General features: G+C 69.6%; 22 protein-coding genes, 2 tRNA genes and 1 pseudogene. 11 read left to right on the top strand and 14 right to left on the bottom strand.

Annotation, left to right across the window (positions count from 1 at the left end; all coding sequences use genetic code 11):
* The first annotated feature begins 67 nt into the window (after window positions 1-67).
* A complete protein-coding gene (locus tag AB0F98_RS16805; protein ID WP_357735589.1) occupies window positions 68-1,066 on the top strand; it encodes a GNAT family N-acetyltransferase in 999 nt (332 codons plus the stop codon).
* A 402-nt stretch (window positions 1,067-1,468) separates the two neighbouring features.
* The gene (locus tag AB0F98_RS16800; RefSeq protein ID WP_357735585.1) at window positions 1,469-2,383 is read left to right on the top strand and encodes a serine hydrolase; all 915 of its coding nucleotides are present in this window, start codon (window positions 1,469-1,471) and stop codon (window positions 2,381-2,383) included.
* Window positions 2,384-2,502: 119 nt separating this feature from the next.
* Here the strand turns inward: AB0F98_RS16800 and AB0F98_RS16795 are convergent.
* The 11 genes from AB0F98_RS16795 to AB0F98_RS16745 form a co-directional block, all read right to left on the bottom strand.
* Window positions 2,503-2,578 (bottom strand) — tRNA-Arg (locus AB0F98_RS16795).
* Window position 2,579: 1 nt separating this feature from the next.
* A tRNA-Ser gene (locus AB0F98_RS16790) sits at window positions 2,580-2,671 on the bottom strand.
* Between the two features lie 528 nt (window positions 2,672-3,199).
* Window positions 3,200-4,171: a glycine betaine ABC transporter substrate-binding protein gene (locus AB0F98_RS16785; protein ID WP_357735582.1), complete on the bottom strand. Its 972-nt coding sequence runs from the start codon at window positions 4,169-4,171 to the stop codon at window positions 3,200-3,202.
* Between the two features lie 44 nt (window positions 4,172-4,215).
* Window positions 4,216-5,016 (bottom strand): ABC transporter permease, encoded by an 801-nt coding sequence (locus AB0F98_RS16780; RefSeq protein ID WP_357735578.1) that lies wholly within the window; start codon window positions 5,014-5,016, stop codon window positions 4,216-4,218.
* 1 nt (window position 5,017) lies between these two features.
* A complete protein-coding gene (locus AB0F98_RS16775; RefSeq protein ID WP_357735575.1) occupies window positions 5,018-6,214 on the bottom strand; it encodes a betaine/proline/choline family ABC transporter ATP-binding protein in 1,197 nt (398 codons plus the stop codon).
* Window positions 6,214-6,876 carry an ABC transporter permease gene (locus AB0F98_RS16770; protein WP_357735572.1) on the bottom strand — a complete coding sequence of 221 codons (663 nt, stop codon included), beginning with the start codon at window positions 6,874-6,876 and terminating at the stop codon, window positions 6,214-6,216. The genes AB0F98_RS16775 and AB0F98_RS16770 overlap by 1 nt, the downstream gene beginning before the upstream one ends.
* Before the next feature lie 563 nt (window positions 6,877-7,439).
* Window positions 7,440-8,339: an RNA polymerase sigma-70 factor gene (locus tag AB0F98_RS16765; protein WP_357735569.1), complete on the bottom strand. Its 900-nt coding sequence runs from the start codon at window positions 8,337-8,339 to the stop codon at window positions 7,440-7,442.
* Window positions 8,336-9,496 (bottom strand): FAD-dependent oxidoreductase, encoded by a 1,161-nt coding sequence (locus tag AB0F98_RS16760; RefSeq protein WP_357735565.1) that lies wholly within the window; start codon window positions 9,494-9,496, stop codon window positions 8,336-8,338. Before AB0F98_RS16760 ends, AB0F98_RS16765 begins: the two co-directional genes overlap by 4 nt.
* Window positions 9,497-9,612: 116 nt before the next feature.
* Window positions 9,613-11,010: an FAD-dependent oxidoreductase gene (locus tag AB0F98_RS16755; protein WP_357735562.1), complete on the bottom strand. Its 1,398-nt coding sequence runs from the start codon at window positions 11,008-11,010 to the stop codon at window positions 9,613-9,615.
* A gap of 288 nt (window positions 11,011-11,298) precedes the next feature.
* Window positions 11,299-12,174, bottom strand: a complete 876-nt coding sequence (locus AB0F98_RS16750; RefSeq protein ID WP_357735559.1) for a maleylpyruvate isomerase family mycothiol-dependent enzyme — start codon at window positions 12,172-12,174, stop codon at window positions 11,299-11,301.
* Complete coding sequence (locus AB0F98_RS16745) at window positions 12,171-12,962, bottom strand: hypothetical protein (RefSeq protein WP_357735556.1); 792 nt, start codon at window positions 12,960-12,962, stop codon at window positions 12,171-12,173. Before AB0F98_RS16745 ends, AB0F98_RS16750 begins: the two co-directional genes overlap by 4 nt.
* A gap of 242 nt (window positions 12,963-13,204) precedes the next feature.
* On the opposite strand from AB0F98_RS16745, the gene AB0F98_RS16740 reads away from it, so the two are divergent.
* Window positions 13,205-16,324 carry an amidohydrolase family protein gene (locus tag AB0F98_RS16740; protein WP_357735553.1) on the top strand — a complete coding sequence of 1,040 codons (3,120 nt, stop codon included), beginning with the start codon at window positions 13,205-13,207 and terminating at the stop codon, window positions 16,322-16,324.
* Between the two features lie 9 nt (window positions 16,325-16,333).
* Here the strand turns inward: AB0F98_RS16740 and AB0F98_RS16735 are convergent.
* Window positions 16,334-16,669, bottom strand: a pseudogene (locus tag AB0F98_RS16735) (SDR family NAD(P)-dependent oxidoreductase); the annotation flags it as partial.
* Between the two features lie 11 nt (window positions 16,670-16,680).
* Entirely contained in the window at window positions 16,681-16,890 is a 210-nt protein-coding gene (locus tag AB0F98_RS16730; RefSeq protein WP_357735550.1) for a YbaB/EbfC family nucleoid-associated protein, read from the bottom strand.
* Between the two features lie 466 nt (window positions 16,891-17,356).
* On the opposite strand from AB0F98_RS16730, the gene AB0F98_RS16725 reads away from it, so the two are divergent.
* From AB0F98_RS16725 to AB0F98_RS16690, 8 genes are all read left to right on the top strand, one after another.
* A complete protein-coding gene (locus AB0F98_RS16725; RefSeq protein WP_357735547.1) occupies window positions 17,357-18,268 on the top strand; it encodes a nucleoside hydrolase in 912 nt (303 codons plus the stop codon).
* A gap of 59 nt (window positions 18,269-18,327) precedes the next feature.
* Window positions 18,328-18,666 carry a hypothetical protein gene (locus AB0F98_RS16720; RefSeq protein ID WP_357735544.1) on the top strand — a complete coding sequence of 113 codons (339 nt, stop codon included), beginning with the start codon at window positions 18,328-18,330 and terminating at the stop codon, window positions 18,664-18,666.
* Window positions 18,663-19,862 carry a hypothetical protein gene (locus tag AB0F98_RS16715; protein WP_357735540.1) on the top strand — a complete coding sequence of 400 codons (1,200 nt, stop codon included), beginning with the start codon at window positions 18,663-18,665 and terminating at the stop codon, window positions 19,860-19,862. Before AB0F98_RS16720 ends, AB0F98_RS16715 begins: the two co-directional genes overlap by 4 nt.
* Window positions 19,863-19,933: 71 nt before the next feature.
* Window positions 19,934-20,521 (top strand): TetR/AcrR family transcriptional regulator, encoded by a 588-nt coding sequence (locus AB0F98_RS16710; protein WP_357735536.1) that lies wholly within the window; start codon window positions 19,934-19,936, stop codon window positions 20,519-20,521.
* A gap of 337 nt (window positions 20,522-20,858) precedes the next feature.
* On the top strand, window positions 20,859-22,163 hold the full coding sequence (locus AB0F98_RS16705) for an MFS transporter (protein WP_357735533.1): 1,305 nt from the start codon (window positions 20,859-20,861) through the stop codon (window positions 22,161-22,163).
* 47 nt (window positions 22,164-22,210) lie between these two features.
* Window positions 22,211-22,831, top strand: coding sequence for an L-threonylcarbamoyladenylate synthase (locus AB0F98_RS16700; RefSeq protein WP_357735530.1), 621 nt, complete (start codon window positions 22,211-22,213; stop codon window positions 22,829-22,831).
* Between the two features lie 28 nt (window positions 22,832-22,859).
* Entirely contained in the window at window positions 22,860-23,324 is a 465-nt protein-coding gene (locus tag AB0F98_RS16695) for an SRPBCC family protein (protein WP_357735527.1), read from the top strand.
* Window positions 23,314-23,922 carry a TetR/AcrR family transcriptional regulator gene (locus AB0F98_RS16690; protein ID WP_357735524.1) on the top strand — a complete coding sequence of 203 codons (609 nt, stop codon included), beginning with the start codon at window positions 23,314-23,316 and terminating at the stop codon, window positions 23,920-23,922. The genes AB0F98_RS16695 and AB0F98_RS16690 overlap by 11 nt, the downstream gene beginning before the upstream one ends.
* On the opposite strand, the gene AB0F98_RS16685 is transcribed toward AB0F98_RS16690, so the two are convergent.
* Window positions 23,855-26,047, bottom strand: a complete 2,193-nt coding sequence (locus AB0F98_RS16685) for an FUSC family protein (protein ID WP_357735521.1) — start codon at window positions 26,045-26,047, stop codon at window positions 23,855-23,857. The genes AB0F98_RS16690 and AB0F98_RS16685 overlap by 68 nt on opposite strands.
* Between the last annotated feature and the right edge of the window lie 141 nt (window positions 26,048-26,188).

Genomic DNA, 26,188 nt, shown 5'->3' with positions numbered 1-26,188 from the left:
CTGATCAACGTGACCCGGCGTCGCGGATGAGAAGTGCTCCGGGGGAGATCTCGTACGGTGAAAGGCGGTGCAGCGAGTGGGCGAACGGGCGCAGTCGATAAAGATTGTGCGCGCACGAGAAGAGCATCTGCTAGGGATCATGGAACTAGCGGAATCCCGGAGCTTGGCGGGGGCCGACGCCGCGACATTGGGGCGCGACGGATTTCTGGTCTCAAACTACGGCGAGGACACCTACCGCGATCGTTTGACCACAGCCGAGCATTTCTACGTAGCCGTCGAAGGCGACAGCCTGGTGGGGTTCCTGCTTGCCTACAGCGACCAACGAATCGGACCCGACGAGTGGCTCAATCACCGGATCAAGGTGGCGCTCGGGAGCTTCCTCGTGATCAAGCAGGTGTGCGTCGCGCGAGAAGCCGCACGCCAGGGTATTGCCTCGCAGTTGTACCACCACGTAATGGAACAATGGACGACTAGCCCCGTCGTCGCCGCCGTCGTCGCGGAACCTGCCAACCACGCATCCACGGCCTTTCATCGCCGGCTCGGCTTTGAGAAGTTGGCGGAGTTGAGGCCGCCGGATCGGCGTCTGCGTACGGTCTGGGTATGGCGCAGGGCCGATGAGGCGCTACTGCAATCACAGTACGCGGTCGCCGTGGACCTCTATAAGCATGAGGACGGCACGAACTGGCACAAGCTGAACAACTTTTTCTACATAACAGCGGCCCTCGCGGCCGCCACTGGCTTTGCATTCAGTAATGCGCAGGGTTCGGCCGTCAGTCAGTCCAACCATCTCGCGCTGGTGATCTCGATTATTGGACTCGGAGTGTCGCTGGCGTTCTTTCAGATGCTGAGATGGGGGCGCCGGTACCTGCACTCACGCAAAGACGCTGTGATAGCGCTGGAGGAGCACATAGCGTGGCATGGCGGCCAGCGAATCGTCAGCCGTGAGTTGGACGAGCCGGGAAACTCCTGGTTGCACCGCTCGCCTACCGGACTCGTCATGGTCCTGCTGCCGTTGCTCGTTGCGGCGTGCTGGATCGCGGTACTGGTGCTAGCCCTGACCAGCTGATCTGCTGGTGTAGGTCAGGGCGGTACAACTGGTGATTCGCGTACCTCTCCCGGGCACGATTCGAACGTCCGGCCACTTGATTCGTAGTTGGGGCCGGCAGTGCTACCGGTGGGACGGCGATGCTGCCTGCCGGTTCCTCGCCCAGGCTGCCTTCGTACTGCCTTCCGGAGCACGTACGTGGTCCTGGCCAAGTTAGGTGAGTCACGACGTGCAACCTCTTGCCGTGCCGTCCCCATTTCACGACTGCGCCGTTCCTGGCGCCACGCGATTGGGGACCCTGATGAACACTGCGCGAACCCGGCCGGCGAACAACCAGAGGTCATCCGCCCCCGGCGACCGGCACGTCCTTCGCCGAGCTGGGCGCGTACGGGTCGTTGGCGACGCGCTGTCGGAGCGCGCCGCATGACCGGGCGCGGACCGTCACGTCGCGGCTTGCTGGCCGCGGCGGTGCTGGCCATCACGGGCGGCGGCGCGGCCGGCGCGAGTGCCGTCTGGCACCTGACCAGTGGCGGCGAGTCGACGCCCGATGCGCGGGGTCGAGGAGCTTCCGCCTCGCCCACACCCAGTCCCACTCCCGACTACCTTGCCGCAGCTCGGGTGAAGATCGCGGCGTACGTGCAGCGGGTCGGCAACGGCCAGGTGGCGCTGGCAGTGAAAGACCGGGAGTCCGACATCGCGCTCACTGTCGGTACCACCCGATTCCAGACGGCCAGCATCGTCAAGGTCGACATCCTGGCGGCCCTGCTGCTGCGGGCGCAGCTGGGGAACCAGAAGATCACGGACACCGATCGGCGCAACGCCAAGCGCATGATCACCGCGAGCGACAATGACGCCGCGACCGCGTTGTACCGCCGGATCGGCGAGAAATCGGGGCTGACCACGGCGAACAGGACCTTCGGCATGAAGGAGACCGCCGTCAACGCGTCGTGGGGAATGACCACCACCACCGCAGCCGACCAGATCCGTCTGCTCTCCTCGCTCGCCTACGAGGACGGCCCACTGGACGAGGACGGCCGGGCCTACCTCTTCGACCTGATGAGCCAGGTCGAAGAGGACCAGGACTGGGGAGTCCCGGCCGCCGCCGACTCGGGGACCACCGAGGTCTACGTCAAGAACGGGTGGGACACGATCAGCGCCGACGACGGGCTCTGGCAGGTCAACACGATCGGGCGGCTCGTCGAACCGGGACACGACTGGCTCGTGGCCGTGCTCTCCAACCATCACAAGACGCAGGCGGCGGGTGTCCGGAAGGTGGAGGCCGTGGCCAAGTACGCCCTCGGCGAGTTGCGGAAGATCCCTACCGCGGCGACGTCCTGATCGGTCATTCGCTTTGCAGGCGAACCCCTGACCACTCGGGCACGCGATCATGCGGGGCGGCTCGTTCGGGTCGTCGAGTGTCACGCGCGGTGAGGGTGGGACTCGACGCCGGAAATGCGTGGCGCCCCTGGGACGATTCGAACGTCCGGCCTCTTGATTCGTAGTCAAGCGCTCTCTCCGCTGAGCTACAGGGGCTTGGCGAAGGGTGGGAGATTCGAACTCCCGGCGGGGTCGAACCCGCTCCGCGCTAGCAACGCGGTGCCATAGACCAGACTCGGCCAACCCTTCATGATCTCCTCGCACCGTCTCCGGCATCGAGGGTGGAACTCCGGCGGCGGGCGTGGAAGGCCGTCGGCCAGGTTTCCCTTGCCATCCGCTGTGGAGTTGTCAACGACCGTGTGCGGGTACGAAAAAGCCGCCCGGTCCCTTCGCTGGGTGGGCGGCTGCGCGCGTTCGATCGCGGTCAGCCACTCCATCGGCTTCGGCGGCTGGGAACGGAGGAGGCGGTGACGGCTGGGCGCCGTCCGCCGCGCTGCGAAGAACGCTGCTGCGGCGCGGGGCTCGGCTGGCGCGTCATGACCGGCTTGCTCCTTCCTGATCGGTTGACGTAGACGGTAGGCGCGGGGTGATCGCGCAGGAAATTCATTTACCTTCGGCGGTGCGCGGTGCACGCGAGGTGATGGGCGTCAGGTCCGGAAACCGGGGGCGTCCGTTTCGGTCACCAGAACGGTCAAGGCCGTGACCCGCGGTTCCACGGGTCACGACCTTGATCGTTCGCGGGCCCGAAGGCACCCGAACCCTGGCACGGCTCGGCTGTCAGCCGATGTAGCCCTTTTCCGTCAGCCAGTCCTTCGCGACGTCCGCCGGATCCTCACCGTCCACATCGACCTTCGCGTTGAGTCCGACCATGGTCGTGTCGTCGAGCTCCGCGGCGATCGGTGCGAAGATCTCCTTGATCTCGGGGTGCTCCTTCAGTACGTCGGTCCGGACGTTCATCGATCCGTTGAAGGGCGGGAAGAACTGCTTGTCGTCGGTCAACACGGTGAGACCGAGCGAAGCCACCCGACCGTCGGTGGAGGTGATCGAGCCGAAAGCGCATTCGCCCTTGTCGACCTGGTTGTAGACGAGAGCGTCCTGCACGTTGGAGACGTTGGCCGGCGCGAGCTTGAAGCCGTACGCCTTCTCGAGGCCGGGCAGGCCGTCCGGACGTGTGGAGAACTCGCCGCCGACGCAGAAGGTCGCGTCCGCGGGGTTGCTGGCGACCAGTGCGGCGACGTCGGAGATCGAGGTGACGCCGAGCCGCTCGGCGGTCTCGCTGCTCGCCGCGATCGCGTAGGTGTCGTTGAACGGCGCCGGGTCGAGCCAGGTGACACCGTTGGCGGCGTCGGCGTCACGGACGGCCTCGAACTGCGCCTTGGCCCCGGGGATGCCCTTTTCCTTCTGCAGGTAGGTGACCCAGCCGGTGCCGAGGTACTCCCAGTAGAGGTCGATCTCGCCGGAGGTCAGCGCGGCGCGGACGGTCGTGCTTCCCTGCAACCCGATCTGGTCGTCCACCTTGGCGCCCGCGGCGGTGAGCGCGAGCTTGGTCAGGTTTCCGAGGATGAGTTGCTCGGTGAACTCCTTGGAGCCGACGGTGACTGCCGCGCCGGAGAGGTCGAACTTCTCACCGATGCTTCCGCTGCCCGCGACATCGTCGTTGCCGTCGCTGCCGCACGCGGCGACGAGCATCACCAGCGTCAGCGCGCCGGTGAGCACCGGCCAACGGCCGCGCTTCTTCGTGTTCCTCATGTTCCCCCTCTGATATCTGGCGGCTTGGGATGTAGCCGCGGAGGTCATAGCCCCTTGGGGCGAAGAGCGTCCTCGACCATGCCGGCCACCCAGTCAAGGAGCAGCGCCAGCACTGCGGTGAGGACACTTCCGGTGACGAGAACGGGCATCCGGTCGAAGCGGATCCCCTGGTCGATAAGGAAGCCGAGGCCGCCGGCACCGACGAAGGTCGCCAGGGTGGCGGTGCCGACGTTGATGATGAGTGCCGTACGGATGCCGGCGAGCAGAACCGGCACGCTCAGCGGTAGCTCGATGCGGCGGAGCACCTGCCAGCCGCTCAGGCCGATGCCCCGGCCCGCCTCGACGAGCATGCGATCGACCTGGTTCAGGCCGACGATGGTGTTACGGAGCACCGGCAGCGCGGCGTAGATGACCAACGCATAGACGGCCTGGTCGAAGCCGATGCCGACGGTGATCGCCATCAGCACCAGGACCCCGATCGACGGTATCGCCTGTCCGATGTTGGCGACGGCGAGCACCACCGGGGAGAACCTGCGCACCGCCGGCCGGGTCAGCACCACCCCCAGGGGCACCGCCAGGAGGACGACGATCAGCGTCGAGACGAAGGTGAGCTCCACATGCTCGATCAGCTTCGCGCGGATCGTGTCGGCGTTGAGACTCGCCTGGGAGATCCGGTCGAGATCCTGGTTTCGCACATAGAGGTACAGGGCCACGCAGACGGCGGCGAGGAGGGCCGGAGTGCCCAGCCGGTGCCAGAACCGGGATGGTCCGCCGAGTTCGGCGAGTACGTCGTCGGCGTCGGGCCCGGCCTCGCGGGCCCTGACTCCGATTGCTGGGATGGCCACCTTAACCGGCCTCCATCGGCTGGACCGCCGCGTGCCGGTCGCGGGCCTGGGAACTCTCCCGCATCTCGTCGATGGCCCGCATCACCGTACGCATGTCGACGATCCCCTGGTACCGCCGCTGGTCGTCGACGACGATCGCGCATCCGACCCGCGAGGTGACCATCTCGTTCAGCGCGTCGTGCAGTGTGGCGTGCGGTTCCACAGTGGCCGTCGCAGGAAGCCCCACCCGGTCGAGGGATTCACCGGACCGGCTCAGGTCGTGGCCGGTGACCCAGCGGACCGGCCGCTGGTTCTCGTCGAGCAGCAGCAGTGACCCGTGATCGCTTTCCGTGAGGGCCCGCCGCAGCTGTGCCCGGTCGTCGTCGAGCCGGCCGACTGCCCACTGGTTGAGCTCCACGTCTCGGACCCGGCTGAGGCTCAGGCGCTTGAGCGACGCCCCCGAGCCGATGAAGTCCGCGACGAAGTCGTTGGCCGGAGCTGTCAGGATCGCTTCGGGAGTGTCGTACTGTGCGATCTTCGATCCCTTCGTGAGGATCGCGATCCGGTCGCCGAGCTTGATCGCCTCGTCGATGTCGTGGGTGACGAAGACGATGGTCTTCCGAATGTTGCTCTGCAGGCGGAGGAACTCGTTCTGGAGGCGTTCGCGGGTGATCGGGTCGATGGCGCCGAACGGCTCGTCCATCAGCAGCAGCGGAGGGTCGGCGCTCATCGCCCGGGCGACCCCGACCCGTTGGCGCTGGCCGCCGGACAGTTCCTTCGGGTACCGCGCGCGGTAGGCGGACGGCTCCATGCCTACCAGGTCCAGCAGTTCGTCGACCCGCTCGGAGATCCGGGTCCGGTTCCATCCGAGCAGCCTGGGCACCATGCCGATGTTCTCGGCGATCGTCATGTGCGGGAACAGGCCGATCTGTTGGATGACGTAGCCGATCCGGCGGCGCAGCTGGTCGGCGTTGACGTGGGTCACGTCCTCGCCGTCGATGAAGATGCGTCCGGAGGTCGGCTCGATGATCCGGTTGATCATCTTCAGGCTGGTGGTCTTGCCGCAGCCGGAGGGGCCGACGAGAACCACGATCTCGCCCGCCGGTATGTCCATTGTGATGTTGTCCACGGCCGGTTCGGCCTGACCCGGATAGCGCTTGGTCAGCGACTCGAGGCGGATGGACGCCGCGGTAGCGGTCTTTTGTTCATGCGCAGGCATCACAGCCCCTTCGATGTCGTCAACTTGGAGAACACGCCGAGGACGCCGTCCAGCAGCAGCGCCAGCACCGCCACGAAGAGGGTTCCGCTGAAGGCGAGGTTGAACCCGCGTTGGGTGCCGATCGCCGAGAGCCCCTGGAAGATCGGTCCGCCGAGGCCCGGCCCGTTGACGATGGCCGCGATGGCGGCGATCCCAACGATCATCAGGGTCGACACGCGTACGCCGGTCATGATGATCGGCCAGGCGAGCGGTAGCTCGACGCGGAGCAGCCGCTGGCGGCGGGAGAGTCCCATGCCCTGTGCCGATTCGACGACGGCGGGATCGATGGAACGCAGCCCGGTGATCGTGTTGCGTGCGATGGGGAGCAGTGCGTACAGCACCAACGCGACGACCGTGGGAACCGCCCCGAGACCGAAGATTGGAATGAACAGTCCGAACAGGGCGAACGATGGGACGGTCAGGAACGTGCCGGTCACCGTGAGTACTGCTCTGGCTCCGCTCTGATTGCGATAAGTCGCCAGGCCCAACCCGAGCGCGATCACAGTCGCCAAGACGATCGTGACGAGCACCACGAGCAAATGCTCGAAGGTCAGCTCGAGCAGGTCAGACCACTCTCGTTCCAGATATGCGGGCACGCCGGAGATGTAGTCGAGGAAGGTCATTGGCAAGCCACCCTAACGGATGGAGTTTCACGTTTGACGAGGGGCCCTCGCCGGTGTCGGGATTCCCGTCGCGCAACTGCTGTCAGCTGCCCCGTTTGGTGCCGCTGAACCCTCGTGAAGGGATCACGCCAATTGCCGTCCGCGGGGTCTCGGTGTAGCGTCGAGGACCTGTGCAGCGGGCGGTGGTAGCCCCGCGACCTCGTGCTACGGGTCGGCTGTAGAGCAGGTCCAGGCATGCCTAAATGGCTGGATCGAGTTGCTCAAATACTCCCACTTCGTGCGGGAAACGGACAACCGATAGCAGTGGGTCGGTTCTTTACATCCGACAAGCAATGTTTGCCGACAGTGGCTCTGGTCATTGCGAAATGCCTCTGATCGTGCGATCGGGAAGGCGCGGGGTGTCGCCGGTCGGCCGCAGCCGGCGCCAGGAATGTGACGTGATCCCCGAATGGCGAATGAAGCAGGTCAAGCCGAGTCGACAGCGGCTGCGACAGGGCCGCACCGCCCGCAAGCCACGGTCACCGTCGCCGCCCGACCACCGGTGCGACCCCGTGCAGACACGGCTAGAAGTGGTGGATGGTCCCGGTGGCGACGGCGCGGAGCTTGTCGGGATTGGCGACATTGTGAACGCCGATGATGGCGCCGTCGTCATCCAGGTCGAGGGAGAGGGTGGCGATGACCCGGCCGACGCCGCGGAACACTATCCCCGCCTGCCCGTTGAGCTCGACCATCTCGACGATCATGTGGGCGGGTTCGATGCCCTGGTAGGGCCGGGCGGCGATGCCCGCGAACCAGGTCGCCACCCGGTCCGCGCCGGTGATCGGCCGGATCGCCTGTCGTACCTTGCCGCCACCGTCGGTCCACAGCGTCACATCGGGCGCGAGCAGTTGCATCAACGTGTTGATGTCGCCGCCGGTGGCGGCGGCGAGGAAGCGCTCGGTGACTGCCCGCTGCCGGTTGTGATCGGCCTGGAAACGCGGCCGCCGGGCCTGCACATGCTCACGGGCGCGGTGGGCGGCCTGCCGTACCGCCTCCTCGGAACGCTCGACCGCGTGGGCGATCTCGGCATAGGTGAAGCCGAAGGCCTCCTTGAGCACGAAGACCGCGCGTTCGAGCGGGGTCAGCGTCTCCAGCACCACCAGCAGCCCCATCGACAGCGCGTCGGCGCTGGCCACCGCGTCGGCCGTGTCGCCGCTTGTCAGGATCGGCTCGGGCAGCCACGGACCGACATAGGTCTCGCGTCGGGCCTGCGCCGAACGCAGCCGGTCCATCGCCAGGTTCGACACGATCCGCACCAGGTACGACTTCGGGTCGGCCACCTGCGAGCGGTCGGCTGCCGACCATTTCAGCCAGGTGTCCTGCACCGCATCCTCGGCGTCGGCCACGCTGCCGAGGATGCGGTACGCGACGTGGAACAACAGCCTCCGGTGGTCGTCGAAGGCGTCGCTCGGCTCGCCCGTCACCGGGTGAACCGCCCGCCCCGGCGCCAGGCGAAGGATCCCATGGCGGGGAATGCCTTCAGCCGCTGGAACGACGGCCACGGTGCTGAACTCACCGTCTCCTTGTACCAGACCGCCGTACGGCCGCTCAGGAAGAGCCGCTTGGGGCTGTCGTCGGGACGGGTGAACTGGACCACCGCGTCACGGCGGCCGAGGCTGACCGGGGTGTGCAGGTATCCGAACCGGAAGGGCCGGGGCCGCTTGCCGTCGAGCTCCCGCACGATCGACGTCGCCGCGTGCACACCGGTCGGCATGCCACTCTGGCAGGTGCCGTGCATGACGCCGTAACCCTGTTGGATCGCGGCGGCATCGCCGATCACGTACACCTGCGGATGCGACACCGACCGCAAGCCCGGGTCGGTGACGATGCGACCTCGCTCGTCGACCCGCAGACCCGCTGCAGCCGCCAGCGGCGGGACCCGCACGCCGCTGGTCCAGAGCACGATGTCTGCCGCAATGCTCGCCCCGTCGACGAGGTCCACCGATCCGGGGCGCACCTTGACGATTTCCACACCGCTGACGACGCGTACGCCGAGTCGGGCGAGAGCATTGTGGAGGTACGCCTTGGCCTTCGGCCCCATGGTCGCCCCCGGCTCCTGCTTGCCGAGCAGTACCACGTCCAGGCCGGGGTGCTGCTCGGCGATCTCGGCTGCGGTCTCGACCCCGGTCAATCCGCTTCCGCACACCGCCACGGTGCCGCTGTCGAGGCTCGCCAACCTTCGCGCCAGCATCTCGGCGTTGTGGGCGCTGTCGAGCGTGTACGCGTGCTCGTCCACACCGGTAACGGCAGTGGTGTCGGCGGTGGCGCCCAGCGCGTAGACGAGCCGGTCGTACTCGAGCTCCCGCTCGTCGTCGATCCGGATGCGGCCGGCGGCGACGTCGATGCCGGTTACCCAGCCGCGGACGAACTCCACCGGGGTGCCGGCCAGCAGTGCCGGGATGCGCAGTTCGGCCAGGCGCTGCCCCGATGCGGTCTGGTGCAGCCGCAGCCGTTCGGTGAACCGTTCCTCGCCGTTGACGATGGTGATCTGTACGTCCCCGCGGCGCCGGGTGCGCCCGGCGAGGCTGACCGCCGCGGTGAGGCCCGCGTACCCGGCGCCGAGGATCACGATCTTGTTCATGTGTCCGCCCTCTTTCGTGTTGACGACGAACACGAGACGGGGCGGTGCGGCCGGATCGTGAGCTTGAGTGACCTGGATCACATCTGGGCCGATGCCGGCCGTTGGGCCAGGGAGTCCTACGGCTCGTCGGTGCGCACGATGGTGGCCAGCACCTCGTTGAACGCCTCGGTCGAACTCGGGTGGGTGTAGACGGCGTCGCGGAGTTCGGCCGCCGTGACGCCGTGCCGCATGGCGAGCGCGACCGTGTTGACGAGCTCCTGCGCGTCGATGCTCAGCAGGGCGGCGCCGAGGATCCGGTCAGTTTCGGCGTCGATCACGAACTTCATGACCCCGCGGGTCTCCTCGACGGCGTACGCGCGGGGCATCGCCACGATCTCCGCCACGGCCGCGCGCGCGATCTTCACCCGGTGACCCGCCTCCCGGGCCTCCCGCTCGGTCATGCCCACGGTCGCCAGCGGCGGGGTCATGAACAGGGTGCGGGGAACGACCCGGTCGGCCGTCGATCGGAGGCCTTCGCCGGTGAGCTGGTCGAGAACGACCCGGCTGTCGTCGAGCGACAGGTAGGTGAACTGTGGTCCGCCGCGTACGTCGCCCAGGGCGAAGATGTGGGGTCGGCTCGTCCGCAGATGTTCGTCGACCTCGATCGCGCCGGCCCGGGTGGTACGGACACCGGCGGCTTCGAGGTTGAGATCACGGGTCGCCGGTGCGCGGCCGGCGGCGGCCAGGACGGCGTCAACCTCGACGGTGTGCTGCTCACCGTCCTTGTCGTACACGATCGTGGCGGCGCTGCCACCGTCGCGTACCTCCGTCACCCGCGCCGCCGTGACGATGTGGATGCCCTCGTCGACCAGGATGTGCGTGGCCACCGCGGCGACGTCGTCGTCCTCGTGACCGAAGATCCGGTCGGTGCGCTCCAACAGGGTGACCTGCGAACCGAACCGGCGGTAGATGGCGGCGAACTCGATACCCAGGTAACCGCCGCCGACGATCGCCAGCCGTTCCGGCAGGGTGGCCGTCTCGATCAGCTCGGTGCTGGACACGAGGAACCTGCTCGTGGCGAGGCCGGGGATGTCGGGGACGACCGGTTCGGACCCGGTGTTGATCAGAATGGTGTCGGCGGTGACGCTGAGCTGCTCGTCGCGGGTGACGACGGTGACCGTGTGCGGGTCGGCGAAGGTGGCGCGACCGGTGATCACGGTTACGGTGTCGATGCTGCTCAACGTGTCGAAATTGCCACGGCGCATCATCTCCCGGGTCTCCTGGACCTCCTGGACCGACCGTGCGTACCAGTCCTGCGCCGGATCCTCGGGGCGGCGCCGCTGGGACCGGTGCACGAGTCCCTTCGTCGGCACGCACCCCACGTTCGGGCAGGTGCCGCCGTACATGCGCTCCGACTGCTCCACCAGCACGACTCGTTTGCCGGAGCGGCCCAACGTGGCCGCGGCGGTCTTGCCGCCCTTGCCGAAACCGATGATGAGGACGTCGGCCCTCAGTGTGCTGCGCGTGCTGTCCATGGCTGCGGCTCCTGAGAAGTGCGATGTCGATCAGCGGCGGACCCGACACGAGGTGGTAGGCACGCCGATCTCCGGAAGGCACGGCCTCGCCGGCACGTGGGGAGGCGCTCGACCGGGCCCCGCGCGTCATGTCGGCGCGTTGCCCCGCCGCCACCCGGTCAGATGGCCCGGCTCACGGTAGTCGGCAAGCCCGGTGGTCGGGTATCGGCCGCACTTATGGCACCCATAAGGAGGATGACCAGGCGGCGTCCCGCCGGCGGGTTCATCCCCGCCGGCGGGACGGGAGGCCTAGAAGCCGGGGAAGAGCCGGCGCAGGTCGTCGAGAACCACGTCGCCGGTCACATTGACGCCGTCCTCGGGCCGGTTGCGGCCGTAGATCAGCCGCAGGAGCGCCTCGGCCGAGCCGGTCACGGTGGCGGCCGGGTCCTGCGGCGCGCTGTCGATCAGGTGCAGCTCGTCGTGCAGGTCGAGCGTCCGGGTCCGGTCCGGCAGTTCGAGCGCGAGCTGCCTCGGGGCGAGGCGCTGGAGGATGTCCGCGTCCCGGAACCGGGTGGCGACGAGATCCAGGCGGTCCCAGAGCAGCTCGACCTCCGCCGCCGGGATCGTCGCGGCGGGGTCGAGAGCGACCTCGATGTCCCACGCGTGGACCGACTGCTCGGAGAGCCGGTACCCGAGGTAGGTCGGAAGGCTGAGCAGGCCGGCGAAGTACGGCACCCGGACCGCTTCGAGCTGCTGGGCGTCGAGCGAGGCCAGCAGTGCCCGGTGGCGTCGATCGGCGCCGAGCCAGGCCTCGCGCTGAGCGGCGGCGGGAAGCGCGTCCCAGCGTTGCCAGATCGGCCGGACGTCGTCAACGGTCAGCGTGGTGGTGTCGCCGTCGATTCCGCGCTGCACCAGCATGGTGGAGACCTCGGCGCCGCTGCCGAGATGGGACAGCACCTGTGCGACGCTCCAGCGGTCGGCGAAGGACGGCCGGGCGAGAACGTCGTCGGGCAGGTCGCGGACGGTCTTGAGCAGCCGTTCGGAGCTGGTGTTCAAGGCGTCGAGCCAGGTCGTGGTGTTCATGCTGCGTTGCAACGGCGGGATGGCGGGGTTGTCTTTCCCCAGGATCCGCGGGATCACCGAGGGCGGCCATAAGGAGAACTTCTGGCCGCCGGGCAGCCTCACGACCGCTGCTCGACCTCCGCCCGGAGCGCCGGGAAGTCCGGTGCGAAGACCTGGGCGCTCTGCCTCGTGCGGATGAACGCTCCGCTGCTGCCCGCGTCGGACCACACGCAGACTCCGGCCAGCACTCCGTTGAACAGGCCGTCGCTGCATCGGCCCAGCCCGCCCAGTGGTCCGGGGTCCGCCTCGACGAAGTTCTGGGCGCTGAACTCCTTGCTCAGTTCCGAGGTGAGCAGGTCGAGCCGAGCCTCCGGGGTTTCGCTGGTCGAGGCGAACGCGGTGAAGAAGGTGATGTCCTCAGTGGCCGTGTCGCCGTAGGCGCCTTGCGCGGCCGCGGTCACTTCGGGTTCCGCGGGGTCGGTGGTCACGCCACTGCCGGTGGTGTCGATCCGCGGCTGGCCGCCCAGCGTTGCCGGAGCCACCACGGTGATGCCTCCGGCGCCGCCGGGAGCTGCCGAGCCGGCTGGTGCGGAGGCCTCGGCGCCGCCGCCTCCGGGGGTGCCCGCCGTCGCCGACGTGCTGCTCTGCGGTCCCGCCGCCTGCTTCGTCGCGCCGCCGGACGAGCCGGCGGTCCCGTTCGGCGCGATGGCGAACGACACGCCGACCACCGCGGCGCACAGTGCCACCACCGCGGCGACGGTGATCAGACCGATCCGGAGCCAAGGTTTCCGGCTCGGGTAGACCCGTCCATTCGTCGGAGCGCCGGTCGCGGGCGGGAACTGTGCCGGGCTGCCGGGCGCGGGAAACGGCGCGGGGTACGGGCTCTGGTGCGGATCGACTGGCTGCGACATCGGTGACTCCATCTCCGAACTGGCTTCGTGATCAGCACGGCCGGTGCCGGTGAACGGTTCACGCTGTGCCGACGGACACCCGGGCAGTTCCACGTCGGTCGCGTGCCGCTGAACGGCCGGACCCGACCGGTCACCGCTCGTGCCTGTCCGCTTACCGCTCGCCGACCGCCAACAGCTGCGTCGTCCTCAGCGCGGCCATAAGGATCGGAGATGTTCGATCGAAGCTTCGACGGGGAGGCAGCATGACGGGCGTACGGAGGCGGGATCTGCTGGCGGGAACGGCCGGCGCGGCGGCGTTGGCGGGGAGCGGGATCGCGGTCGCGACGCCGGCTCTGGCGGGGGATCGTCACGAGACCGAGGATCGGGAGCGGCGGGTCTCGCTGCGGCAGGGCACCGACATGGCGGCCCAGCTCTCCCCGGACGGCCGGATGATCGCGATGGACCTGGTCAGCGTGTTGTGGGTGTTACCGGCTTCAGGCGGTCCGGCGCGCCGGCTCACGAGCGACCTGTTCGACATCGCGCAGCCGGAGTGGGCTCCGGACAGCTCGTCGATCACCTTCCAGTCCTATCGCGACGGCAACTTCAACCTGTGGCTGATCCGGCCGGACGGCTCCGGGCTGCGGCAGCTCACCCGCGGCCCGTACGACCACCGGGAGCCCCGCTTCTCCCCGGACGGGCGACGCATCGCCTTCTCCTCCGACCGGTCCGGCAGCTACGGAATCCACCTGCTCGACCTGGACACCGGGCAGACCCGGGTCGTCGCCGACAGCGAGCTGGAGGAGTACGAGCCGGCCTGGTCGCCGGACGGGACCCGCATCGCGTTCGTGGTCGCGAACACCCGAATCGACGTGATCGACCTGGCCAGCGGCGTCCGGAGCACCGCGGTCACCGCACCCACCGCGGCCGTCCTGCACAGCCCGGCGTGGACCCCGGACGGCCGCGACCTGGTCTACCACCGGCTGCTCGACGGCCGCAGCGAGCTGTGGCGGAACGACGCGCCGCTGGTCACCGGCGAGGACGCCTACCCGTTCCGGATCTCCTGGCGTTCGGACCGGGAATTCGTCTACACGGCGGACGGTCGGATCCGGCGCCGCCGGCTCGACGGCGACCGCCGTCACGACATCGGTTTCGTCGCGTCGGTGACCGTCGCCACGCCCCGCTACCGCAAGCGGCGGCGGGACTTCGATTCGACCACCCGCAGACCGGTGGTGGGCATCGGTAGTCCGGTGCTCTCGCCGGACGGCCGACAGGTGGCCTTCCGCGCGCTCAACGACATCTACCTGCTGACGATCGGGCAGTCGCCCCGCCCGCTCACTCGCGACCAGTGGTGGAAGTGCGACCCGGCGTGGTCGCCCGACGGGCGGTACCTGTCGTACTCCACGGACCGGGGCGGAAAGCTGGACATCTGGCTGCGTGACCTGCGGACCGGCGCGGAGCGGCAGCTGACCGACCTGCCGGACGCCGCGGCGCTGTCCGGGACCTGGTCGCCGGAGAGCACCCACCTGGCGTTCCTCGACCAGAACGGCGCCCTCTACACCGTCGAGGTGGCCTCGGGGCAGGTACAGCCGGTCTTCGGCGCGACCTTCGAACCCGGCCGTCCCACCTGGTCGGCCGACGGGCGGGTGATCGCCCTCGCCGCGGTCGTGCCCTACTCCGCCCGTTACCGGGAGGGACTCAGCAAGATCCTGCTGGTCGACCGGATCTCCGGCGCCGCCCGCTACGTCGACCCCATGCCGCACCGGTCGATCCAGACGCGTGGCGACGACGGGCCGGTCTGGTCGCCCGACGGCCGGCGGATGGCCTTCGTGGTGGGCAGCGTCCTGTGGGTGGTCGACGTCCACCCCGACGGAACCTTCGCCGGCCCGCCCCGGCAGGTGACCCACGAGGTGACCGACGCGCCGAGCTGGAGCGGCGACTCGACCCGGCTGCTCTACCTGAACAACGGGCGGCTGCGGCTGGTGTCGGCCGACGGCGGCGCACCCCGTACCGTGCCGGTCGGTCTGAGCTGGGCAAACAGTCGCCCACGCGGGCGTACAGTGATCCGGGCCGGACGCCTGTGGGACGGCGTCAGCCGGCAGCTGCGCGCGGACGTCGACGTGGTGGTCGAGGGACATCGGATCGCCGCGGTCGAGCGGTCCCGGCCGGGCCGGGACGGGCGGATCGTCGACGCCCGCGACGGGGTGGTGATCCCGGGCCTGGTCGACATGCACCACCACCGGGAGATGCAGGGCTACGCCTACGGCGCTCGGCAGAACCGCCTGTGGCTCTCCCTCGGCGTGACCACCACCCGATCGCCCGGCAGCCCCGCCTATCACATGGTGGAGGAGCGGGAGTCGATCCAGTCCGGCGCCCGGATCGGGCCGCGGTACTTCGGCACCGGTGAGGCCGTCGACGGGCCGCGGATCTACTACAACTTCATGCGCCCGACCTTCGACGAGCGGCAGTTGGAGTTGGAGCTGGAGCGGGCCGAGGCGCTGGACTACGACCTGATGAAGGCGTACGTCCGGCTGCCGGTGGTGTGGCAGCGGGCGGTGATCGCGTGGTCGCACCGGCGGGGTGTGCACTCCACCTCGCACTACCACTACCCGGCGTTCGCGTTCGGCAGCGACGGCATGGAGCACACCGGCGCGACGAACCGGTTCGGTTACTCCCGCACCGTCACGGCGATCGGCGCCGGGTACCAGGACGTCATCGACATCTTCAACATCTCGCGGGCGGCCCGCACACCGACCCTGTTCGGCGCGAACACGCTGCTGCGTGAGGACACGTCGCTGGTCACCGACCGGCGGGTGCGCACCCTCTACCCGTCCTGGCAGTACGCCGCGTTGCAGGCCGCGGCCGTCGCCGCGCAGACCACGGACCAGACGGCCAACCGGCAGAACCTGGCCCGGCAGGTCGCGCAGGCGGCGGCGATGATCCGCGGTGGCGGGCGGGTGCTCACCGGCACCGATTCACCGATCGCGTTCAACGCGGTCAGCCTGCACCTCAACCTGCGGGCGATGGTGAAGTACGGGCTCACCCCGTACGAGGCGTTGACGACCGCGACCCGGACGCCGGGGGAGTTCCTGGAGGAGCCGATCGGGCAGCTCTCGCCGGGCAGGTACGCGGACCTGGTGGTGCTCGGCGGTGATCCGCTCACCGACATCGACCAGGCGGCCAACGTGCGGCAGACCATGACCAACGGGGTGCTGCACCGTGTGGACGATCTGCTCGCCCCGTTCGCGGCCGAACGTGCGGTGCCGGCCGCTGCGGCGAGCAGAGTGCTCCCGCCGCTGCCCGCGCACCCGGACAACGCCCGGTACTGGTGGCACGACCCGCACTACGTCGAAGCCGGTCGCCATTCGTGCTGCGCCGAGGGCTGAGGACGCGTTGTTGACCAGCAGGTCCAGTGGGGACGTGACCTGGTCGGCGAGGGCGCGTACCTCGGCCAACCGGGTGAGGTCGGCCGCGATCGGCAGTAGCCGTTCCGGGTCGGCGCCCTGACTGATCAGCCGGTCGACGGCCACCGCACCCTCGGCGGCGGTACGGGCGTGCAGCAGCACCCGCCATCCCATGGCGGTCCGCCGTGCGCCGACGGCGTAGCCGATGCCCTCGGCGGCGCCGGTGACGAGCGCTGTCCCGCGGCGGGGCGGGTGCCGTAGCGCGCTGCGGCTCCGCCCGGGTAGCGCGGTGCCGGTGGGTACGGGGTCGGCGATGATGGTGGGCATGGTCTCGCGGCTCAGCGCGGGTGATGGCTGGTATCGGGCAGCGCCGAGCAGGCTTGCTGGATCGCCTCGATGCAGGCGCCGGCCAGCTCGGCGGCGGTGAGGTCGTACATGGCGCGGGGGTCGATCCGCAGGGCTGCGAGGCGTCCGTCCGGACGTACGGTGGCCTCGACGTACCCGGCGGGATCGGCGGCGGTGATGCCCGATTCGATGATGTCGTACACGGTCGTTGCTTTCTGCCGGATGGGGCCGCGGCAGGTCCCGGCCGAACCGGCGGGGACCTGCCGCGTGGAGGCTGAAAGGGCCCGGTGGCGGGTCTCTTCTCTGCCGAGGCGGTGTCGCTGCGCTGTCTGGACCGCACCGACCCGCCTCGAACAATTGAAGAGACTCGCCGTTTCGAGGGGACCGACGTCGTCCTTTCACCCCGTCGGGGTTCGATTGCCCCGACGTGACCAGCACACCTCGGCCACCTGGCCGTGAGCAAGGATCTTGACGCCCTCGGTACGCGCCGGGACCGGTTTTTCACGCCACCGATACGTCGGACACCTGCCGGGAAGGCGGACTGGTGTGCCGCTCATCGTGGGGAACCGTCCACTCGTCGCAGCGAGCCGTACATTGGCCGAGCGGGCTGCGGAGACCGGCCGAAGCTCTGCTGCCTGACGGCCCGCCGGCTCGGATAATCGACAGGCCATGGAGCGCACTCCGGTCCTGTTGGACACCGACATCGGCAACGACATCGACGATGCCGCCTGCCTCGCGTACCTGCTTGCGCAGCCGCGCTGTGAACTTCTCGGCATCACCACGGTGACCGCCGAGCCGGCGCGGCGCGCCGCTCTCGCGAGCGTGCTCTGCCGGGCGGCGGAGCGTACGGTGCCGATCTATCCGGGGGCCGCCGAGCCGCTGGCCGGCCCGCCGGTGCAGGGTCCACCGCCGCAGGCGGCCGCCCTGGCCAGGTGGGACCACGAGGTCTCGTTTCCCGCGGGTGAGGCGGTGGAGTTCCTGCGGCGGACGATCCGGGCGCGGCCGGGTGAGGTCACGTTGCTGGCGATCGGCCCGCTGACGAACGTCGCGCTGCTCTTCGCCGTGGACCCGGAGATCCCGTCGTTGCTGGGGGCGCTGGTGCTGATGGGTGGGGCGTTCGCCACGGTGCCGGGCCCGGAGTGGAACATCCGCTGCGACCCGCACGCGGCGGCCCGCGTGTACGCGGCCCGGGTGCCGGTGCACCGCTCGCTCGGTCTCGACGTGACGACTCGGGTGCGGATGGAGGCCGACGCGTTCCTGGAGCACTGCACCACTCCGCTGCTGCGTCCGGTCGCGGACATGGCCGCGTCCTGGTTCGCCGAGCGTCGCGAGGTCACGTTCCACGACCCGCTGGCCGCGGCGACGCTGTTCGACCCCGCGCTGTGCGTGTTCGCCCCCGGTGAGGTGACGGTCGACCCGGCGGCCTGGCCGGCGGCGGGAGTGACGACATGGCGGCCCGCGGTGCAGGGCGGGCGCGGACCGCACGAGGTGGCGGTAGGGGTACGCCCGGAGGCTTTCCTCGATCACTACCTGACGATCCTCGACGCCGCGCCGTACGGCGCGCGAGTCGATCGCCGCTGACCGGCCCGCCTCCGTTGGACGTGCAGGTCGTCGGTTGCACCGTCGACCACGGTAGGTGGGTGCGAGCAGCCGCGCGGTCGGTCCGCATCGACGGCGCCGGCTGGTTCCGGCTCTTCTGGCGGGTGGTTCCGCCGCTGTGCACGGCCGCGCTCGCGGCCAGCACGCTCTTCACCTTCACGCACGCCTGGGAAGGCTTCCTCCGGCCGCTGATCGTCCTCGCCTGTTCCGGCGAATACACCGCGCCGCTCGGCCTAGCATTGTTCGTGGTCAAGAATCGGACGTCCTGGAATCTGCCGACGGCCGGCTCGGCCGTCGCCGCGCTTCCCATGATCGTCGCGTTCCCGGTGTTCCAGCGCCGGTTCGTCCAGGGCACCTTGATGCGTGGACTCAAGGGATGAGCGTCTCGTCGCCCCGCCAGCTGGTCGAGGAGTTGTTGAACGACGGTGGGGGAGTGCTACGGCTCGCGCCGGCGTTCGTGGCGCGGGACCTGGTGCCGCCCGGCCGGCGGTTCGGTCTGCCCGAGGACGCGTACGACCTGGGGGAGCGGGGCTTCCTCTGCGAGCGGTGGCTGGGCTCGACGACGAAGGCGGACAACCGGATCGGCCCGGACGACGAGGGGCTCAGCCGCGTGGTCGACTCGTCGGGCCGGCCCCGGATGACGTTGCGGGACGCGGTGGCGGCCGATCCCGGTGCGATCATGGGGGAGGAGTACGCGGCGAGCCATCCGCAAGGTCTCGGGCGGCTGGCGAAGCTGCTCGACTACGGCGCGCGGATTCCGTACCACATCCACCCGCCGCAACGGTTCGCCGAGCTGCTGGGCCGCCGGTCGAAGGACGAGGCGTACTACTTCCCGTCCGGTGTCGATGCCGGCCCGCACCCGGAGACGTTCTTCGGGGTGCATCCGTGGATCGTGCGTGAGGGCGCGTACGACGTGCTCCTGCCGTACCTGGTCGACTGGGACAGCGACCTGATCCTGCGGCATTCGCGTGCCGAGTTGCAGGTGCCGGACGACGGGTTCCAGGTGCCCTCCGGGGTGCTGCACGGGCCGGGTACGGCGCTCACCGTGGAGTTGCAGGAGGACTCGGACGTCTTCGCGATGTTCCAGGCGCTCAACGCCGGCCGGATCATCTCCAAGGAACTGCTCTTCCATGACGTGCGCCCGGCCGACCGCGAGGCGCACGGCGAACGCTTCCCGCTCAACTTCGTGGAGTGGGAGCTCAACGGTGATCCGTATTTCTACGAGAACAACCACCTGAGCCCGCAGGCGATCGCCACCGAGGGCGGCGGCGACGAGTGGTGGATCTTCTACAACACCGCGAAATTCAGCGGGAAGAAGCTCGTCGTGCCGCCCGGTGGACGGCACACGGCGACCGAGAACGGGGTGTACTCGATCCTGGTCTGGTCGGGCGCCGGGCGGTATTGCGGGCTCGACGTGCGCGGCGGCGACGCCGACCGGGACGAGTTGCTGGTGAGTCACGCGGTGGCAGCGGCCCCGCACGCGGTGGAGAACACCGGCGACACCGACCTGGTGGTCTTCAAGTTCTTCGGCCCGGACGTCAACGAGCCGCCGTCGATCACCAGGTTCGCGGGTTAGGGCAGGGTGCCCAATCCGGCCGCGAGGTACGTCACGTGGCCGCCATACGTACTAGTAGGTATGGTCGTGGGGTGGCCAGACAACAGGACGACGCGCGTGAGCGTCTGATCGAGGGAACCTCCGAGCTGCTCTGGGAGCGTGGGTACGTGGGCGTCAGCCCGGCGGCCATCCTGCGCCGGTCCGGAGTCGGACAGGGCAGCATGTACCACCACTTCCAGGGCAAGGGGGATCTCGTTCTGGCCGCCGAGCAACGCAGCGCCGCGTTGATGCAGGAGGAGCTGAGGTCAGTCCTCACCGGCGACGGGACGGCGTTCGACCGGATCGCCGCGTACCTGTTGCGGGAACGCGACGCGCTCCGCGGGTGCCGGGTGGGCCGGCTGGTCGCCGACCCGGAGGTGGTCGTCAACGATCAGCTCCGCGAGCCGGTCCGGGAGACCTTCGCGCTCCTGCACCGGTTTCTCGCCGAGGTGATCGAGGAGGGCAAGGCGGCCGGTGAACTCGCTCCGGCACTCGACGCCGAGGAGACGGCCGCCATGCTGGCGGCGGTGGTCCAGGGCGGATACGCCCTGGCGCGGGCGGAGCAGTCGGTCCTGCCGTACGAACGTGCTGTCCGGGGCGCGCTGGCGCTGCTCAAGGCTTCCGCGCCCAGCGCCGGGTGAGCGCAGCGCCGAAGGGGCGGTGAAGCGACCCGGCCAGCACCTCGGCGGGGTGCCGCGGCGGGCGGCCGCTGTTCCTGGCTGAAGGCTCCCTCGGTGAGGCGCGCCGTCGCGCCCGGCAACTTCCGGCGGAAGCACACGTTCGCCTCCGCCCTCCCGGCGTGTCCCGCCGTCCTCTCGGACGCGCCGCGCTTCGTCGTGCCCGGAATCGTCGCGCCGTCCGGGTGTGCCTGTCACAGGAAACGCTGCGGAAGTGGGATCCGTCCCACCTGACCAATTTACGTGCATCTATTAATGGGCCGGCGTACGGGCCGGCGGCCATGGCTTGAGGAGAACCCGAATGTCCATCGACCCACCAGTGGCTGTGCGGCCTGGTACGCCGCTCGTTGAGGGGGCGGCGCCGACTGACCTCGGCGCCGGGCACCGCCGGGCGGCCCGCCGACGATCGGCGGCCCTGCTCGCGGTCGGTCTGGTACTGCTGGCGGTGAACCTCCGTCCCGGGGTGGTGGCCGTTGCGCCGCTGCTCGACGCCATGCGTGCCGACACCGGCATGTCGACCGGGATGGCTGGTCTGCTCACCACCCTTCCACTGCTCTGTTTCGGCCTGCTCGCCCCGCTCGCGCCCCGCCTCGGACGCCGGTTCGGGGTGAACCCCGTACTTCTGATCATGATGGTGCTGCTGGCCGCCGGAACCGTCCTGCGGCTGCTGCACCCCACGAGCATGCTGCTGATCGGCACCCTCGTCGTCGGCGCGGCGATCGCCGTGGCCAACGTGCTGCTCCCCGGCGTGATCAAGCAGGAGTTCCGGTCCCGGGTCGCCCTCATGTCGGGCATCTACACCATGTCGCTCTTCCTCGGTGCGGCGCTCGCGGCCGGCGTGACCCTGCCGATCCAGAACGCCCTGCACTTCGGCTGGCGGTCGGCCCTGGCGATGTGGGGTGTCCTCGCCGTGCTGGCTGTGCTCGTGTGGCTGCCGCAGCTGCGGCGCCGGACGGCCGGCGAGCGCGCGGGTATGTCCCGGTCGCGCGGTGGCGACGTCAATGACCAGTTGGTGCGCGGGCTCTGGACGCATCCCGTGGCGTGGTTCGTGGCGTTCTACTTCGCGGCCCAGTCGCTGGTCTTCTATTCCGCGGCGGCGTGGCTGCCGACCGTCCTCACCGGCACGGGGATGTCGTCCGGCACGGCCGGCTGGATGCTCTCCTTCTCCAGCCTGGCCGCCATCGTCGGAGCGTTGTTCACCCCGATGCTGGCCAACCGTTGGCTCCACCCCGGCGTGCTTGTGCTGCTGAGCGCCCTGCTGACCATGATCGCTTTTGCCGGCCTCCTGGTGGAGCCGGGAGCGAACACCTATCTGTGGATGGCGTTGATGGGTGTGGGGCAGGGCGCCGGTCTGAGCCTGTCGGTGATGTTCATCGTGTTGCGCGCGCCGGACGCCCGGCACGCCGCACAACTGTCGAGCATGGCGCAGTGCTCCGGGTACATCCTCGCGGCCGTCGGCCCCTTCGCCCTCGGCGCCCTGCACGACACCACCGGCAGTTGGGCGGTTCCCCTGGCGGTGCTGGTCGCCCTGGGCGTGCCCACGATCGTCTGCGGGCTCGGCTCGGCCCGTGACCGGTACGCCTCGCGCGAGGTCACCGCGAGTTGACGACGGCGCGCGGGCTGCGGGCTTTCCTGGCGCACTAGTCTCGACGCATGGCGAGGTACTACGACGTGCACCCGGACAACCCGCAGCCCCGAGCCATCGGCCAGGTCGTCGACCTGGTCCGTGGCGGCGGCCTCATCGCCTACCCCACCGACTCGTGCTATGCCCTCGGATGCCGGCTCGGCAACCAGGACGGCCTCGACCGGATCCGTCAGATCCGGCAGCTCGACGAGCGACACCACTTCACATTGGTGTGCCGGGACTTCGCGCAGCTCGGCCAGTTCGTCAAGGTCAGCAACTCGGTCTTCCGCCTCGTGAAGGCGTCGACTCCCGGCAGTTACACGTTCATCCTGCCGGCCACCCGGGAGGTGCCGCGTCGGATGCTGCATCCCCGCAAGCGCACCGTCGGGGTGCGCGTGCCGGACCACGCGGTCACCCAGGCGCTCCTCGCCGAACTCGGCGAGCCGCTGGTGTCGAGCACGTTGATCCTGCCCGGCGACGACGAGCCGATGACCCAGGGTTGGGAGATCAAGGAACGGCTCGACCATCTCGTCGACGCGGTGCTCGACGCCGGTGAGTGCGGCAAGGAACCGACCACCGTGATCGACCTGTCCGAGGACGAGCCGGAGATCCTGCGCCACGGCGCGGGAGACACCGCCCGCTTCGAATAGAGCCAGTCGTCGATGTACCATCTGGTACATGGACTATGCGGAGACTGTTGTCACGACGGCCGGACGCGACAGTGCCTGGGCCGCGCTCGCGGACGTTACGGCGTATCCACGCTGGACGGCGTCGATGACGTCCGTCGAGCCCCTCGACGGTCCGGCGCTCGCCGTGGGCAACCGTTTCCGCGTCCGGCAGCCCGGCCTCCCGGTCAACATCTGGCAGGTACGCGAGGTACGCGAGGGGGAGTCGTACGTCTGGGAGGCGCAGGCGCCCGGCGTGCGCACCGTCGCGTACCACCGCCTGGAGAGCGAGGCGGGCGGGGCGACCCGGATCAGCATCGGCATCCGGCAGACCGGTCTACTCGCCGGACTGATCGCGTTGCTGATCTCGGCGAAGACCCGGCGGTACGTGCGGCTGGAGGCCGCCGGCCTCAAGGCCGCCGCCGAGTCCCGCGCTGTGCCGGGCGCGGGCGACACGGCGACAGCCGATGGTCGTTGACCCGCACGCCGCGCTGCTCGACCGCTGCGTCGCGTTCCTGAAGGAGGGCGGCTTCAGCCAGCTGAGCCTGCGTGAGATCGCCGCCGGTGCGGGCACCAGTCACCGCATGCTGCTCTACCACTTCGGCAGCCGGGAGGGCCTGCTCGCCCAGGTCGTCGGGCGGATCGAGGCGGAGCAGCGGACAGCGCTCAGCACGCTCGCGACCGGCTCGGACGACCCGGCCGAGGTCAGCCGGGACTTCTGGCGACGCCTGGCCGACCCGGCACTGGCACCGGCGGAACGGCTCTTCTTCGAGATCTACGTGCACGCGCTCTACGACCGGTCCTGGACCGAGCCGTTCCGCGCCTCGGTCATCGCCGCTTGGACCGGGCCGGTCGAGGAGCTGTTCGTCCGGCTCGGGTTCGACGGCGCGGAGGCCCGCCGGCGAGCCCGGCTCGGGCTCGCCGCGACCCGCGGCCTCCTGCTCGACCTGCTCATCACCGACGACCGGGAAACACTCGACGCCGCAGCCGAGCTGTTCGCGCGGATCATCACCTCGCCACCTCCGGTGACGAACCCCGTCCCGGCTGCGGACGGTCGGACGAACTGGTCTGCGTGATGTGATCGACGAGGTTGGCGAGCATGAAGTTCAGCTCGACGAGGTGCCGGATCTGTTGACCGGCGCCGCGTTCGTCGAGCAACGGGCGGATGCGGTTCAGCTCGTCCAGGCAGCTGGTCGAGATGAGCGCGGAGTGCGGCACGTCGCCGTGAGCGATCTGGTCGGCGATCTCGTCGTACGCCGATCGCACGCGAGCGGCGGTGCCGCGCAGATGCGGAGCCGTCTCCGGCCAGTTGGCCAGGCAGCCGGGTGAATTCCGGTCCAGCGTCGCCGGGATGCCGTGCAACGCGTGGTGCCCGACGGCCAGGACGGCCTGCCAGTCCACCCCGGCGGAGCGCGGGTCGTGGCGTTCGGAGTGGTACTGGGCGTAGGAGGCGTCGGCGAGCGCCGCCGCCCGGGTGGCCCGGACGAGCGCGCCATCCGGTCGCGGACCGCCGAGCGTCGCCTCGACGGCCTGTTCGACCAGGTCCCCGATCGCCCGCAGATAGCTGGCGGTGTTCTTGCGCAGGTCGTGGCGGGCGCCACGGGGCCACACGAGGACGCCGGCGAGGATTCCGACAGCCGCACCGACCAGGACGTTCACGAGGCGAGCCTCGGCGAGTTGAGGGCCGGAGGGCGCGAGCTGGGCGAAGACGAAAGTGAGCAGCAGGGTGAACAGCGCCTGCGCCCAGGTCGGGCCCAGCAGCCGGCCGACGGTGAACGCCAGCACCATGGTGACCGGCAGCGCGACGATGTAGACGATCGAGAGGTTGACGAAGAGCATCAGTACACCGCTGGCGAGCGCACCGGCGATGGTGCCCAGCACGGCCGGCCGCAGCGCCGTGCGCGTGTCCACGGCCGAGGTGCGCAGCACGGTGAGCGTCGCCAACAGCACCCAGAAGCCGTGCTGCAGGGGCAACACACCGGCGATCATCCGGGCGAACGCCAGCGCTACGGCGAGCCGCAGCGCCGTCTGGAACAGGGCGGAGCGAAACGTCAGGTGCGCGCGGAACTGCCGCCAGTACAGCCGCCACCCACGCTGCCGCGCACTGCCGATCACCCCCTGGTAGGCAGCCACCGCGGGATGCTCGTTGGAGGTCGGGAAACCGGCGGCGGCTCGGCCGGAGATGGCCAGGATGTTCACCTGGTCGGCGAGGCCCAGTGCCCCGGCCTCCAGGCACAGCCGCCGCAGGTCCGCCGAGGTCGCGGGGAACGCCCGCTCGGACTCGCCGATCGCGGCGTCCAGACGGTCGAGGGACACGGGTGGCTCCTCGCGCCGCAGGGTCAGGACGACGCCCCGGGTCGTGTCGGCGCACGTCCGAAGCAGCCGCGCCGCCGACAGAACGGGAGGCGGCTGCGCCGGCACCTCCGCCAGGATCCGCCGTACCTTGACGAGCGCCCCCCGTAGAGCCGCCTCGCATCCCCGCAGCCCACGGTCGTGTAGGGCGGCGCCGGTCGGTCGCTCCGCCGCCGGAAAATCCGCCAGTCTGAGCGCGGCCACAGACTCAGCGGCCCGTTGCTGCCACACCGTCCGCTCGTGGGGATCGCCACCGGCGCCGGTGAGCAACTGCGCGGTGCCGCCCAGCAGCGCCGCCACGCGGTCCGCGGCACGGGCGACCCGCTGGCGGTACGAGATGGGGACCGGATCCGGCCAGAGCAGCACCTCGGCGATGGCGAGCAGCACCACCGCGATCGTCACGCCGATCAGCCGTTGCGGCAGGGTGGCCGGCTGAAACGGGGGGAAGGAGGCGAGTATGTAGAACAGCTGCAACGCGCCGACCAGGCCGGCCAGGCGCGGCCCACCGGTGCCGGCGAACGCCACGGTGAATCCGATGACCAGCATTCCACCCGATGCCGCCCAGACGTTTCCCGCCAGCAAGGTGCCCACGGAGATCAGCACCCAGGCCGCCGGTAGTGCCAGGAGCAGGATCCGGGCGCGCTCGCCGGGCGGGCCGGGAAGTTGGGTGAAGGCGCCCATGGAGACCGCGCCGAAGAGGGCGTACGTGGCGAGGGTCGGGTCACCCGCACCGTAGCGACCGCCGTAGAAGCCGGCGGACGCGACAAGGGTCAGCCGGGCGGCACGTCGGAGGACGACGTACCCCGGGTCGCGGTGATGCACCCAGGCCAGGAGGCCGGTTCCGTGCACCCTGGACCCCCGTCGCATGCACCTCAGTCCCGGCCCATTGTCCATCCGGCAGACGCAGCAGGGCCGGCTTTCGGTGCAAATCGTGCCTGCGGAGGTCGTGCCGCCCGGCCTCCATAGCGGTAGGTTGCCGGCATGGACATC

The organism is Micromonospora sp. NPDC023737, assembly GCF_040639715.1.
Lineage (GTDB): Bacteria > Actinomycetota > Actinomycetes > Mycobacteriales > Micromonosporaceae > Micromonospora.
Note: the sequence above shows the minus strand (reverse complement) of the source record. Positions and strands in the feature narration are given on the sequence as shown.

Excerpts from the sequence above, each read along its gene's own strand:
- AB0F98_RS16690 (WP_357735524.1), top strand. The coding sequence starts at position 23,314 with ATGGTCGTTGACCCGCACGCCGCGCTGCTCGACCGCTGCGTCGCGTTC.
- AB0F98_RS16740 (WP_357735553.1), top strand. The coding sequence starts at position 13,205 with ATGACGGGCGTACGGAGGCGGGATCTGCTGGCGGGAACGGCCGGCGCG.
- AB0F98_RS16745 (WP_357735556.1), bottom strand. The coding sequence starts at position 12,962 with ATGTCGCAGCCAGTCGATCCGCACCAGAGCCCGTACCCCGCGCCGTTT.
- AB0F98_RS16695 (WP_357735527.1), top strand. The coding sequence starts at position 22,860 with ATGGACTATGCGGAGACTGTTGTCACGACGGCCGGACGCGACAGTGCC.
- AB0F98_RS16705 (WP_357735533.1), top strand. The coding sequence starts at position 20,859 with ATGTCCATCGACCCACCAGTGGCTGTGCGGCCTGGTACGCCGCTCGTT.
- AB0F98_RS16785 (WP_357735582.1), bottom strand. The coding sequence starts at position 4,171 with ATGAGGAACACGAAGAAGCGCGGCCGTTGGCCGGTGCTCACCGGCGCG.
- AB0F98_RS16775 (WP_357735575.1), bottom strand. The coding sequence starts at position 6,214 with ATGCCTGCGCATGAACAAAAGACCGCTACCGCGGCGTCCATCCGCCTC.
- AB0F98_RS16725 (WP_357735547.1), top strand. The coding sequence starts at position 17,357 with ATGGAGCGCACTCCGGTCCTGTTGGACACCGACATCGGCAACGACATC.
- AB0F98_RS16760 (WP_357735565.1), bottom strand. The coding sequence starts at position 9,496 with ATGAACAAGATCGTGATCCTCGGCGCCGGGTACGCGGGCCTCACCGCG.
- AB0F98_RS16755 (WP_357735562.1), bottom strand. The coding sequence starts at position 11,010 with ATGGACAGCACGCGCAGCACACTGAGGGCCGACGTCCTCATCATCGGT.
- AB0F98_RS16715 (WP_357735540.1), top strand. The coding sequence starts at position 18,663 with ATGAGCGTCTCGTCGCCCCGCCAGCTGGTCGAGGAGTTGTTGAACGAC.
- AB0F98_RS16700 (WP_357735530.1), top strand. The coding sequence starts at position 22,211 with ATGGCGAGGTACTACGACGTGCACCCGGACAACCCGCAGCCCCGAGCC.
- AB0F98_RS16770 (WP_357735572.1), bottom strand. The coding sequence starts at position 6,876 with ATGACCTTCCTCGACTACATCTCCGGCGTGCCCGCATATCTGGAACGA.
- AB0F98_RS16800 (WP_357735585.1), top strand. The coding sequence starts at position 1,469 with ATGACCGGGCGCGGACCGTCACGTCGCGGCTTGCTGGCCGCGGCGGTG.